This is a genomic window from Mesorhizobium sp. YM1C-6-2 (genome assembly GCF_003666685.1).
In the GTDB taxonomy this organism is placed as follows: Bacteria; Pseudomonadota; Alphaproteobacteria; order Rhizobiales; family Rhizobiaceae; genus Mesorhizobium_K.
The window spans coordinates 229,123-241,963 of sequence record NZ_RCIZ01000005.1 but is presented as its reverse complement, the minus strand read 5'-3'; the positions used below and the strand labels follow the sequence as shown (position 1 = coordinate 241,963).

Sequence of the window (12,841 nt, the reverse complement as noted above, 5' to 3'; positions counted from 1 at the left end):
ATGGTTAATTTCAGTGCATTAGGTGCGCAAAGGCGCAGCGCCCACTCGCGAGCGGATCAGATCCGTCGTCGGCAAGAACAAAACAGCAAAAACATTGTCTCGCATGACACACAATGGCAAGAGAGGATGGGGTTATATCGGGGGGGATTAGATTCGGTGTCAGTTCTTGATGCATTTGCGCGGATCGGCTGGATAGACGGCCTCTGGGCTATGTTGCCCGGCATTACTGCTGATCGTGGAATACGCGGCGCGCCTCACGGGCGCAATGGACGGGCGCGGGTCGGGATTGTCACGATTATCGAAGAGGAGTTCGAGGCAGCTCAGAAGGTATTCGGCCTTGAAGTGAACATCCCCGGCACCGGCTATTTCGTGGCAGCCGATTCTGCGGCGCGCGAGTGGGACGTCGTCTTGATCCAAGCCTCTGATCGGTCGAACGTACCTGTTTCCGCTGACGTAACTGACTTTATGGAAGATCTCAGGCCACAGATTCTCATTCTTCTGGGCGTGGCGGGTGGGCTCTGCAACGAAGGTAACATCGGCAGGGATGGCATTCGTCCAGGCGACGTCCTGTTTGCTGACCAAGTGAACTATGTGGAGTTCTTGAAGATCGACAACGGGAGCATTCGCGTCCGTTCCTATGCGGTCGACCATCCTTCAGAACCTTTGAGGAAGAATGTCTGCACGCCGATTTCAAAAAGGTTCAAGGTTCGAGACCACCTCGATGGCATGATCCATCCGCCTGCTGAGGATGCGCCCTGCAGGATTCATATAGGCGGCATCGTTTCTGCCGAGAAAGTGCTCGGGGATGTCCGGAGCGAAATGCAGCGGGAACTTCTTAAGCCTTTCGACAAGCCGTTGGCTGTCGACATGGAATCGATTGGAATGGCACGGGCAGTCTGCCACGGCCGGGGATCGTTTTGGTACCATCCCCGATACGTGATCATCCGCGGAATATCGGATCTCGTAGCAGACGAGGAAAACAACGAACAACGCGCGCAGTGGAAGGCCTTTGCCGCTCATGCGGCTGCACTTGTTGCAAGTGAGTTCGTACAGACGCTTCCAGCAGATCCTGGCGGACATTGAGATGCAAAGCGACAAGCTGGTAGATCGTGTTCGGCAGTTGGCTCGCGAAATTGGTGAGTTGTGGCAAGCGCAAAAGCCCCCGTTTGCCCTACTCACCGGCTGGTCAAAATCTTATGATGACATCCTCTCAGGCACCTTCGTAACAACGCTCCGCGAAGACCAGATCCTGAAGGACGCGCTCGCTACTGGCCGGGCTATCCTTTCGGGGCGAGGCGGGGACGGGAAGACGTGGCTGCTTCGGCGTCTCCATAACCGAGCATTGGCGGCCGGACACGTTGCGATCTTCATCGACCTGAAGCAGTGGACCGGCGGTGACTATACGGAATGGGCGGAGTGGACCCGAGACAATGTGGGGGACGGCGCGGATTTCTTGTTCCGGCGGTTCTCGGGTCTCGGACTCGGCGCGATCGATATCGACCGTCTACCTCCCAAGTCCCGCAAGATCGTTTTCGTTGACGGACTCAACGAGATCAGCGCCAAGGTAGGGCTCGAGATCCTCGCGGTGCTAGACGAAATTGTAGCTACCCATATTAATATGTCCGTTCTCGTCGCTGATCGGCTCGTACGTCGCGAGCTTCCGAACCTGAATCGATGGTGGATCGGCTCTCCCCTCCCGCTGGCTCATGATGAGGTTCGCAAGCATCTCGGCAAGGATGCCGTCCTTTCTACAGATGACATTCGAAGATCGCCTTTCTTCCTAGATGCTGAGTTGAGGGCGGGATCAGGCGGCAGTGGCCGAGCGGCCACGTTGGATCGGCTAGTGCGCCAGCACGGTGGACTGTCCGAAACCGAACTCCTTGTGGTCTCGGAAGCCGCTTACAACGCGTACCTGCAATCGCGCTCACGTATGTTCGGACGGGAAGCATTCGAGCTGGCGGTAGGCCAGCCGATCATAGCCAAGCTAAAGGAATCAGGAACGGTTTGCTTTAACGAGGCAGGGGGATTCTTCCAGCACCACATCGTCCATGACTTCCTGGCTGCATATTATGTCTCAAAACAAGATGCGGACACTTGGGGCCCTTTGCTCTTCCGAACCCTCAGTTTTGAAGCAAGTTCTTTCGACGCTATCGAACTCGCGTTCGAGTTGCTCGACGGAAATCACGCGGATCTTTTTCTACAAAAGCTGTACGACTGGAATCTGTATGCGGCGGGCTATGCGTTGGCCCAAGCTAGGGAATCCGATGATCCGGTCGGCCCCGAGATGCGAACCGTCATTTTCGCAATGCTGGCGGACAAGCGCTTCGATCCGGTATTGGCGACAAGCCAGCGTGCCGATGACGCACTCAGGCTCATGCAATTGACTGATGCAAAACCCTTCCGTGACGCGGCGAACTTCGGTGAAGTCTGCGCTGCGGTTCAGCTGGTCGACTCGGAAACGCAGTGGTTCATCGATTGGAAGGGCCTCTTTGGCCTTGCAGGAACTGGCGAGATCCCCGTCGAGGCGCTGGCAAGGATAAAAGAAGAAGACTCGATCATGGGTTGGACGGTTGCTAACGTTTCCAAGCGAGCCTCGAATGGCGAGTGGATGATTTCACACTTGATTCAGTGGCTTCAAGACGGCGCCAACGCCACGGTGAGGTGGCGGATCGCTCATGTGCTCGGCTCCTTGCCGTACCATCCAGCTCTGGAGCAGCTTCTTCAACTCCTCGATCAGGATGAAGACCAAGACGTGAGATATGGTGCGGTTCGATCGGCAGTCGAACTGTCGGCGATTGCCGATCCCCCGCTACGAGCAACGGCTTGCACAGCGATCCAGCAGCGCGCACGAGCAATCTCTTCTTCGGACAGGGTGGAGCGGGAACTGCGATCGAGCTTGCTGATAGATCCCGCAAAAGCACCCGAAGGGTGGCTCGATTTTGTCCGCGACTGTGTAAGGTCACAATTTTTAGCTACCGATAATTTGAGTAATCGCGATCTATGGCGCGGCTGCCTCAATGCTGCTGAAAGACTATACCAGCCCACTGTGGCTCCTGCAGGGAACTGATCATGGCCGACTGGGATCTAAGATTCATGGACCTTGCCGGCTTTATCGGCAGCTGGAGCAAGGATCGCAGCCGCCAGGTGGGGTGCGTCGTGGTCGCACCGGACAACAGCATTCGGTCGATCGGATTCAACGGATTTCCACGTGGCCTGAACGATGACCATGATGCTCGCCACGAGCGCCCAAGCAAGTACCTGTGGACTGAGCATGCCGAGCGCAACGCCATCTATACCGCCGCACGCAACGGCATTCCGCTTGACGGCTGCCGGCTTTATTTGCCGTGGTTTCCTTGCGTTGATTGCGCGCGCGCCATCGTCCAAGTCGGATTGTCAGAACTGGTGTGTCAAGAGCCGGATATTTCCGATGCGCAGTGGGGAGAAGGCTTTAAGGTCTCCATTGAGCTCCTCAAGGAAGCAGGCGTTCGGGTCCGATTCATGGAGCCGAGAGGCGGATAATCTGACTTGCTATAATGGAGAAATTCGCATCATTGCCGGCAGTTCAACTTAACACGATCCCAAGAAATGCTGTTCTGCAGCATGGCTATCCTGTGGTCGACCTATTCGCGGGGCCAGGTGGGCTCGGGGAGGGATTCGCAGCTGCTGTCGACGGCATCCGGCGGCAGAGGTTCCGCAGCGTGGTCTCGATCGAGCGCGATGCGATCTCGCATCAGACGCTAACCCTGAGGCATTTCTTCCGGCACTTCCCTGCAGGCGAAGCCCCGGACGACTATTACAATTATCTCGCTGGCTGCATAACACTGACCGAACTATATGCCCGGCACCCGATGGCACATGCCGAGGCCGCACGAAGCGCGCTGCGAATCTCCCTAGGAGCCGACACGCACAGCGAGGTCCGGGGGATTATCCAGGATCGGCTGTCCGGAAAAAAACACTGGGTGCTTGTCGGCGGCCCTCCGTGCCAAGCCTACTCGCTGGTCGGTCGCTCCCGCATGAAGGGCGATCCAAGATTCGAGCAGGATGAGAAGCACACCCTTTACCTCGAGTATCTTCGTATCATCGCCGATCACCGGCCGCCGATCTTCGTTATGGAGAATGTGAAGGGGCTGCTGTCGGCCACGATCGAGGGCAAGTCTGCCATCAACCGCATAGTGCGCGACCTTCAACGACCGGCGACCGCAATTCCAGCTGCTCCAGCTGACCTTGCCTACAGGCTCTATTCTCTCACCGAGGAAGAGATGGCCGAGGGCGAGGTGGATCCCCGGCTCTTCCTGGTGCGGGCGGAGGACCACGGTATTCCGCAGGCGCGGCACCGGATGTTCATCGTTGGTATCCGCAGCGACCTGAAGGTTCGGCCATCCCTTCTCCGGAAGATGGCCGCTCCCACCGTCCGAGACACAATCGGCTCCCTCCCTGTGATCCGAAGTGGTCTGTCCAAGGAGAAGGACAGCCGGGACGCGTGGCTGAGCGCTGTCCGGCAGATTTCCACCATGAACATCCGCGGGCAGCTCAACGGTGCGGTCTATGCGGGCCAGGTGGCACGGAAGCTCAAATTCGAGGAGCTCATCGAAGTGCATTCGCCGCGCTTCACCTCGTCCACCCGTTATGTCGTGCGGCGCCCGAACCATGACGTGCTGCGCAGTCTATATGACGAACGCCTGCCGGTCCTGACCGCGCACGAGGCGCGCAGCCACATGGCCTCCGACCTGCGCCGCTACCTCTATGCGGCGACCTTCGCTCAGGAGACCGGGCGCAGTCCCAAGCTCGCTGATTTCCCCCCCAATCTCCTTCCCGATCACCAGAATGTCGAGGAAGGCCGCAGCGGCAAGATGTTCTCCGACCGCTTCCGAGTGCAGCTTGCGGAGCAGGTATCGACGACGGTCACCTCGCACATTTCAAAGGACGGCCACTACTTCATTCACTACGACCCCGCGCAGTGCCGGAGCCTGACTGTGCGCGAAGCCGCCCGTCTTCAGACATTTCCGGACAACTACTTCTTCGCCGGCCCTCGCACCGAGCAGTATCACCAGGTCGGCAATGCAGTGCCCCCCAAACTTGCGCAGCAGATCGCTGAAATCGTCGCCGAGGTGCTCGACTCGATCCGGGGCGGTCGATGATGGCAGACACTCTCACCAGCGAGCGGCGCAGTTGGAACATGTCGCGGATCAGGGGGCGGGACACTGCCCCAGAGATGCTTCTGCGGTCGCTGCTCCACCGCGCCGGCTTCCGCTTCCGCCTTCATGCGAGGCAGCTACCCGGCCGGCCGGATGTCGTCCTGCCCAGATACCGGACGGCAATTTTCGTGCACGGCTGCTTCTGGCACCGACATCCTGGCTGTCGGAACGCGACCACTCCCACTACACGCCGCGAATTCTGGCAGGAGAAGTTCGACGGCAATGTCAGCCGTGACGCGCGCAACCGGATCGCGCTCGAAGCTGCCGGCTGGACCGTCCTCACCGTGTGGGAGTGCAAGCTGAAGGCCGACGCGGAAAGCGTTGTCCGCCGCCTCACCAATGAACTCCGGGGCGGCGGCTGATGGCGCGGTCGCATCATCTGCCTCCCAGCGCCGCCAGTCTGACGGCTTCCCTCCGCGATCTCGGCTATTCCCTCGAAACCGCCGTTGCCGACCTGATCGACAACAGCATCTCGGCCGATGCGACCGATATTCAGATCTTCTGCGACATGAGCCGAAGCGCGCCGGTGCTCGTCATTGCCGACAACGGCCGCGGAATGTCGGAGGATGAGGTGATCGCGGCGATGCGCCACGGCGCCACCGATCCACGCAAGGAGCGAGGCCCGAAGGACCTCGGGCGCTTCGGCCTCGGCCTCAAGACCGCGTCGTTCTCGCAGTGCCGCCGACTCACCGTGGTAAGTGCCGTAAAAGGCGAACGCGCCGGCGCCGAATGGAGCCTCGCCCGAATCGAGGAGGACGACGACTGGTTCATCTCTGTTCTCGAGCCCGGTGAGATCGCGGAACAGCCCTTCTTCGAGACGCTTGGCGAGACCGGGACACTGGTCATCTGGCGGGATCTCGATCGGTTGTTCGAGGACGAGACCGGGCAGAAGCGGGACGAGATCGTCAACGAGAAGCTGGCGGTTGTCGAACGGCATCTGTCGCTCGTCTTCCACCGCTTCCTCGCCGGCGAGGTGAAGGGGCGGCGGAAGCTGTCCATCCGCATCAACGGCCACCCGGTCGCTGCCTTTGATCCCTTCTGCCGGAAGAACGAGGCGACGCAGATGCTCCGCGAGGAGAAGGTCTGGATCGACGACGTGCCGGTCGTGATGCAGCCCTACATCCTGCCGCACCACAGCCGGCTGTCGGCGTCCGAGTACGACTACTATCAGGACCGCAGCGACTTTATCTCGAACCAGGGCGCCTACGTTTACCGCAACGGCCGTCTGATGGCCTGGGGCGACTGGTTCCGGCTGGTGCCCAAGGGCGAGGCGACCAAGCTGGCGCGGGTCCAGATCGACTTCCCGAACAGTCTCGATGAAGCCTGGACCATCGACATCAAGAAGTCGCGCGCCCGGCCGCCGCACGGCGTGCGCGAGCGCCTGCGGCAGATCATCAGCCAGATCACCGCCCGCAGCGTCACCGTCCATCGCGGTCGCGGCCAGAAGCTGTTCCAGGAGAATCAGGCTCCGCTCTGGGAACGCTACGCCGATCATGGCGGTATCCGGTTCGCCATCAACGCGGAACACCCGCTCGTCGCTTCTCTCGGCGTCCGCCTGTCCCCTGACGATGCCGCCTCGCTGCGCGTGCTGCTCGATTCAATCGCCGCCGCCCTGCCGGTTGAGATGATCTACTCGGACTATTCGACGCATCCGCGCGAGGTGAGCCAGACGACCGTGGACCGGGAGCAGACGCTGGATCGGCTGAAAAGCCTGAAGCAGGTGCTCTACGGCGACGGGCCGGGCGACCCGCAGGCATTCCTCCAGATCGTGCGATCGACGCGCCTCTTCGACGGGCAGATCGAGGCTGCCGAGAAATTCATCGCAGAGGCTTTCGCATGACCGCCACGATCATCACCGAGGAACGCAATATTGCCAATGCGCTGATCTCGGGTCTGGCCAACCTGACCGATACGCCGACGCGGGAACAGGTGGAGGAGAAGGCGGGGCAGATCGCCGCGATCTTCGGCTACACCGGTGACCTCCGCAACATCATTACCGAGGCGATGATCTCGGTCGATACGCGCATGGGCGCAGGTGTCTCGCTCGTTGACGTCGCCGCAAAGCATGACGACCAGTGGGTCCGCAAGCGCGAGGACATCAGTTGGACCTATGGCGGCGCCTACGAGAACTTCCTGTTGAAGGACGGCTGGCCGCCCCGGATGGTGCAGTCGCTGAGTGACGTGACCGGCCGTATCCTTGGGCATCTCCAAGACCCGCTTAGCGAGGGCACGACTTGGAACCGCCGCGGCCTGGTCATCGGACACGTCCAGTCCGGCAAGACCGCCAACTATACCGGCCTGATCGCCCGCGCGGCCGACGCCGGCTACAAGTTCATCATCGTCATCGCCGGCATTCACAACAACCTGCGCAAGCAGACACAAGAACGAATCGACGAAGCGTTCATCGGGCGGTCCAGCGATCCGGAGGATCGACGCTCCATCGGTGTCGGGCTCGACCCTGGCTATCCGCATCCGGCGACGCTCACCAACATCAACGAGGACTTTAACAAGAACACCGCGGCAAAGAGCGGCTGGAAGATCAACGATTTCTCCAAGCCGATCATCCTCATCATCAAGAAGAACGTCACGACGCTTACAGCACTGCACAAATGGCTGAAGGCGCTCAACGCTGAGGGCGACGACCGGATTTCCGATGTGCCGATGCTGTTGATCGACGATGAGGCCGACAACGCCTCAATCAACACCAACAAGGAGGATCTCGACCCGACCCGAACGAACGCCATGATCCGGCGCATCCTGGGGCTGTTCGCGAAATCCTGTTATGTCGGATACACGGCGACGCCATTCGCGAACATCTTCATCAATCCCGACGCCTATGACGATGATGTGCGCGAGGAGCTGTTCCCACGCGACTTCATCTACTGCCTCGACGCGCCGACCACCTATTTCGGCGCAGAGAAGGTGTTCCTCGACGACGAGACCAGCCAGTCGATCGTGAAACCGATCGACGACTGTGAGGACTTCCTTCCTTACAGGCACAAGCGGGACGACCCCGTCCCGGAGCTGCCGCCGAGCCTCTACCGCGCCCTCGACGAGTTCATTGTCGCGCGCGCCATCCGCAACCTGCGCGGGCAGACCGGCAAGCACTGCTCGATGATGATCAACGTATCGCGCTTCGTACCGGTGCAGCAGGCCGTGCGCGACTTCCTCAGCCTTCGCGAGAAGAGGATAAGGGAGGCGATCCGGACCAACTATCTGATGCCGGAATCGGTCTCTTCGGCGAACGTGTACATGCAGGGGCTCAAGGCGGCGTTCGATACCGAATATGCCAATGCGGGCTTCACTTGGCCTGAGGTCAAGGCCGCGCTTAATGGCGTGTTCGATCACCTCCACCTCTACGTCATCAACAGCAAGAGCGACGAGGCGCTCGACTACACCCGATACGAGAAGGAGGGCGTCGGCCTCACTGCCATTGCCGTCGGCGGTCTCAGCCTGTCACGCGGCCTGACGATCGAGGGTCTGACCGTCAGCTATATGTATCGCAATACCAAGATGTACGACACGCTGATGCAGATGGGCCGCTGGTTCGGCTACCGGCCGGGCTTCGAGGATCTCTGCCGTGTCCATCTCTCGCGCGATTCCATTAACTGGTATTCCCATATCGCCGACGCAGCCGAAGAACTCACCCAGCAGGTCAAGCGGATGCGGCGCGACGGCCTCAGTCCGAAGGATTTCGGCCTCTATGTCCGCTCGCACCCGGACAGCCTGCTGATCACCGCCGCCAACAAGATGCGGTCCGGCCAAGAGGTCACGGTCGAACAGAGCTTCAGCGGACGGTTGCGGGAGAGCTACGTCGTCTCGACTGATCCGGAGGTGAATGCCCGGAACTTCAAGCTTATAGCCGAACTCTGGCGCGGCGGCTTCGGTGGGCACGCGGAGGAGGATACAGGTAAGGGCTTGATCTTCCGCGACGTCCCGATCGCGGTGATCGAGGATTTCCTGACCCGTTTCGAGACGCACTCAATGTTCGCCGGCATCAAATCGGATGTGGTGAACTATCTCGAACGGATCGCGGAAAAGCGGCAGGTTGCCGACGTCCTGCTCATCTCCCCCGGAGGCGCTCCGGGCGATAGCGGGCCGTTTACGCTGAGAAACCAAGTGCGTGTCGTCGGCAAGGATCAGCCGAACGGAACCGCTTGGCGCCTGAACAAGGATCGTGTCGCCTCCCGCGGCGACGAAAAGCTCGGGCTCAACGATGCGCAGCGCACGGAGGCGGAAGCGCTGGCGGTCGGCGAGGACGGAACCGGAGCGCTGTCCGATACGCACTACCGGATGGTCCGGAACAGGCCGCTCCTCATGATCCACAGCCTCGAACCTAGGGATGGAGCCGTGGTAGGGCCGATCGCCGCTTTCGGCATGAGCTTTCCCTACGGAGACTATTCGACCACCATCAACGTGGTCGTTAACAAGGTCTGGCTCCAGCAGATGCAGGGCTATGGAGATGACCCGGACGAGGACGAAGATTACGATGTCTGAGTCCTCGCCGTGGGATAACATCGCGGTGCCCGGTGCGGATTTCAACGTCCGTCAGGTTTCCGGCGAAACCGCCGTGCCCTGCTTCTGGGGACGCGACACGACCGGTGCCTGCCTGTTCATTGTTGAGCTTAAGGGCGACCACACCCACCAGTTCCGGAAGAATATGGTCACGGTGCATGGCATTGACGTCGATCTTCGCGGGGGCGAGCCGGGACAGCAGCGCTTTGTTCTCACCCTTGAAAAACAGGTCGATCGCGATCTTTTTGAGAGCCTCTGCCGCACCCTCGCATCTGCACTGGAACGCGCCACCGATTCCGCTAGCTCGCTCGCAGTCGCGCTGGTGCACATCCGGCGCTGGAAGACCTTCCTGTCCGGTCGCAGCCAGCACCTGTCAGCCGAGGAGGTGCGCGGCCTCTTCGCCGAACTCACCTTTCTCCTAGAGCTGGTCGAACGCCAGCCATCGACCGCCACCGCCGTCGAAGCCTGGCTAGGCCCGGAAAAATCCCACCAGGATTTCATCTTCGGCAACACAGCGGTCGAGATCAAATCGCTGTCCGGCACTGAGCGCAGCACCGTCCGTATCTCCTCGGAGGATCAGCTCGAATCGCTCAACGATGAACTGTTTCTGCGCATCTACCGGCTGAGTAGCCTGCCCGATGCGGCAGGAGCGCAGTCCCTCAATGAGATCGTCGCCGCGGTGCAGATGCAGCTCGCCGAGGCGGAAGCCATCGAGGCGTTAGACCGCAAGCTGGTCGCGCACGGCTATGCACCGCTGCCCGACTATGACCAGCCGCACTTCGTCGTGAGCGATGTGCGCAGCTACCTCGTTGTTAAGCACTTTCCGCGGCTCATGCGGTCGCAATTGCCGACCGGCATCGACAGTGTCGCCTACGATATCCGGCTGGAAGCCATTGCGCCTTACGAATGCGACAACGGAAGAGTTTTCGGGGGGAACTAATGGAGCAGACCGTAGAGGAGTTCTTCCACGACTTCCGCCAGGAGACGCTGGCTGATGCCGAGGCCAATAGCACCTATCAGTTGGAAGCCTTCATGGAGGCGGTCTCCATCGAATTGATCGAGACTGGTTTCATCGAGGGATTCGAACACTGCCACTACCGTGCTCAACGCGGTATGCGGGTCGACGGCTACTGGTTCAACGACGAGGGCGCGCTCGACATTTTCGTCGCCGACTTCGACTGCCGCCGCGAGCTGGAGACGCTCACTCGCACCGACGTGGACACCGTCTTCAAGCGTGTCGTTAATTTCTTCGAGGCGAGCCTTCAGGGGACGCTCGAACCCGATGTGACCACCCCTGAATACGGACTGGTCAGGCAAATAGCCGACCGGAGGTCGATGCTTCGCCATGTCAACTTCTACCTGACCTCGGAACGGGTCCTGAGTGATCGCTTCCAAGCCTTTCTGGACGGCGAGGTTGGCGGCATCCGCGCGACCTATCACATCTGGGATATGGCGCGGTTTCAGCGCCAGCGCAGCTCACGCGGCCACAAGGAACCGCTCGATATCGATTTCGTGGAGCTGTTCGGAAACGGCATCGCCTGTCTTCCGGCCAATCTCGGCGAGGACTCCTATCACTCCTATCTGATCGTCATGCCGGCGACGATCCTCGCGGCGCTCTACGACCGATACAGCGCGCGGCTGCTGGAACAGAATGTCCGGACCTTTCTCCAAGCCCGCGCGCAGGTGAACAAGGGCATCCGGGCGACCATTCTCAACGAGCCGCAGATGTTCTTCGCCTACAACAACGGCATCACCGCTACCGCGCAGGAGGTCGAGACGCGGATGACCGACAGCGGACTTCAGATCGTCCGCATGACCGACCTTCAGATCGTAAACGGGGGCCAGACGACCGCCTCACTCTTCCATACCCAGCGCCGCGACAAGGCCGACCTGTCGGGCATCTTCGTTCAGATGAAGCTGTCGGTGATCGACAGCGAGCAGAGCGAGATGGTCGTTCCCCGTATTTCGGAATATGCCAACACGCAGAACCGGGTGAACGCGGCCGACTTCTTCTCCAACCATCCCTTCCATGTCCGCATAGCCGAATTCTCGCGTCGGGTCTGGGCGCCGGCGCAGCAGGGAGCCCAGCGCGAGACCAAGTGGTTCTACGAGCGGGCGCGCGGCCAGTATGTGGACGCGCAGTCGAAGCTCACCCCCGGCGAGCAGAAGCGGTTCCGTGCCGAGTATCCGAAGACGCAGATGTTCACGAAGACGGACCTCGCCAAGTTCGAGAACGTCTTTGACGATCATCCCAGGTGGGTGAATCTCGGCAGCCAGAAGAACTTCGCCCGCTACGCGCTGCGGATCGGGAAGGAATGGGAGAAGTCGTCCGACGGCTTCAACGAGCTGTATTTCAGGCGGGCGATCGCCCGCGGCATCCTGTTCCGAGCGACCGAGAAGCTGGTCTCGTCGCAGCCCTGGTACAATGGTGGCTACCGCGCGAACATCGTGGCCTACACGCTATCCATGCTAGGCGAGATCACGAAGCGTCGGAAGGTCAGCGTCGACTATCAGCGCATCTGGGCCGCTCAGGCAGTTGACGTAGTTCTGTCCGAAGCGCTTGTCACTATCGCCACCGCCATCAACGAGGACATCATCCGGCCGCCGCAGGGCATCTCGAACATCTCCGAATGGTGCAAGCGGGAGGGCTGCTGGACGCGGCTGCTGGACCAGGCCGACAACATCGCGGAGCTCTTGCCCGAGGCTTTCTGGACCGGACTTGCGTCAGCCGAGGACAATCGTCACGAGGCAAAGACCGCACGACAGACGCAGAAGATCGACAACGGGATCGAGGTGCAGCGGCAGGTCTTCGAGGTGCCACCCGCTCAGTGGTCGGCGATCCTCCGCGAAGGTTCCAGCCGCCGGCTGCTGACACCCAAGGAAGTCGGCGTCCTCCAGATCGCGGCACAGATGCCCGCGAGGATTCCGACCGAGCGGCAGAGCGCCGTTTTGATCGAGATTCTGGGCAAAGCGCAACAGGAAGGCATCATATAAATCGGGGTGTTGACGCTGAGCCTTTGCCTCGTGCATGGGCGCCAGCGCCCTTGTGGCAGTACACTTTCCACGGCGGGTTGAAAATAGTACGCTCGTGGCCTGACTGAGCGGCAGCTTTGGCGGACGAGGATCTAAGA

General features: G+C 60.5%; 9 protein-coding genes. All 9 read left to right on the top strand.

Translation table 11 applies throughout. The features are described from left to right. From D8676_RS15365 to D8676_RS15325, 9 genes are read left to right on the top strand one after another with little or no spacing between them, the layout of a single operon-like run. Entirely contained in the window at positions 1-1,083 is a 1,083-nt protein-coding gene (locus D8676_RS15365) for a hypothetical protein (RefSeq protein WP_210210729.1), read from the top strand. Position 1,084: 1 nt separating this feature from the next. Beyond that, complete coding sequence (locus D8676_RS15360) at positions 1,085-3,067, top strand: HEAT repeat domain-containing protein (protein ID WP_183097109.1); 1,983 nt, start codon at positions 1,085-1,087, stop codon at positions 3,065-3,067. Between the two features lie 2 nt (positions 3,068-3,069). Continuing rightward, entirely contained in the window at positions 3,070-3,519 is a 450-nt protein-coding gene (locus D8676_RS15355; protein ID WP_121581951.1) for a dCMP deaminase family protein, read from the top strand. Positions 3,520-3,533: 14 nt separating this feature from the next. Continuing rightward, the gene (locus D8676_RS15350; RefSeq protein WP_121581950.1) at positions 3,534-5,138 is read left to right on the top strand and encodes a DNA cytosine methyltransferase; all 1,605 of its coding nucleotides are present in this window, start codon (positions 3,534-3,536) and stop codon (positions 5,136-5,138) included. Continuing rightward, positions 5,138-5,557, top strand: a complete 420-nt coding sequence (locus tag D8676_RS15345) for a very short patch repair endonuclease (RefSeq protein WP_183097108.1) — start codon at positions 5,138-5,140, stop codon at positions 5,555-5,557. The genes D8676_RS15350 and D8676_RS15345 overlap by 1 nt, the downstream gene beginning before the upstream one ends. Beyond that, the gene (locus tag D8676_RS15340) at positions 5,557-7,035 is read left to right on the top strand and encodes an ATP-binding protein (protein ID WP_121581948.1); all 1,479 of its coding nucleotides are present in this window, start codon (positions 5,557-5,559) and stop codon (positions 7,033-7,035) included. Before D8676_RS15345 ends, D8676_RS15340 begins: the two co-directional genes overlap by 1 nt. Further along, a complete protein-coding gene (locus D8676_RS15335; protein WP_121581947.1) occupies positions 7,032-9,692 on the top strand; it encodes a Z1 domain-containing protein in 2,661 nt (886 codons plus the stop codon). The genes D8676_RS15340 and D8676_RS15335 overlap by 4 nt, the downstream gene beginning before the upstream one ends. Continuing rightward, positions 9,685-10,650 carry a PD-(D/E)XK motif protein gene (locus D8676_RS15330; protein WP_121581946.1) on the top strand — a complete coding sequence of 322 codons (966 nt, stop codon included), beginning with the start codon at positions 9,685-9,687 and terminating at the stop codon, positions 10,648-10,650. Before D8676_RS15335 ends, D8676_RS15330 begins: the two co-directional genes overlap by 8 nt. Then, the gene (locus tag D8676_RS15325) at positions 10,650-12,704 is read left to right on the top strand and encodes an AIPR family protein (protein WP_121581945.1); all 2,055 of its coding nucleotides are present in this window, start codon (positions 10,650-10,652) and stop codon (positions 12,702-12,704) included. The genes D8676_RS15330 and D8676_RS15325 overlap by 1 nt, the downstream gene beginning before the upstream one ends. The last annotated feature ends 137 nt before the right edge of the window (positions 12,705-12,841 follow it).

Coding starts and splice junctions, on each gene's coding strand:
- D8676_RS15345 (WP_183097108.1), top strand. CDS start 5,138: ATGGCAGACACTCTCACCAGCGAGCGGCGCAGTTGGAACATGTCGCGG.
- D8676_RS15340 (WP_121581948.1), top strand. CDS start 5,557: ATGGCGCGGTCGCATCATCTGCCTCCCAGCGCCGCCAGTCTGACGGCT.
- D8676_RS15360 (WP_183097109.1), top strand. CDS start 1,085: ATGCAAAGCGACAAGCTGGTAGATCGTGTTCGGCAGTTGGCTCGCGAA.
- D8676_RS15335 (WP_121581947.1), top strand. CDS start 7,032: ATGACCGCCACGATCATCACCGAGGAACGCAATATTGCCAATGCGCTG.
- D8676_RS15365 (WP_210210729.1), top strand. CDS start 1: ATGGTTAATTTCAGTGCATTAGGTGCGCAAAGGCGCAGCGCCCACTCG.
- D8676_RS15330 (WP_121581946.1), top strand. CDS start 9,685: ATGTCTGAGTCCTCGCCGTGGGATAACATCGCGGTGCCCGGTGCGGAT.
- D8676_RS15355 (WP_121581951.1), top strand. CDS start 3,070: ATGGCCGACTGGGATCTAAGATTCATGGACCTTGCCGGCTTTATCGGC.
- D8676_RS15350 (WP_121581950.1), top strand. CDS start 3,534: ATGGAGAAATTCGCATCATTGCCGGCAGTTCAACTTAACACGATCCCA.
- D8676_RS15325 (WP_121581945.1), top strand. CDS start 10,650: ATGGAGCAGACCGTAGAGGAGTTCTTCCACGACTTCCGCCAGGAGACG.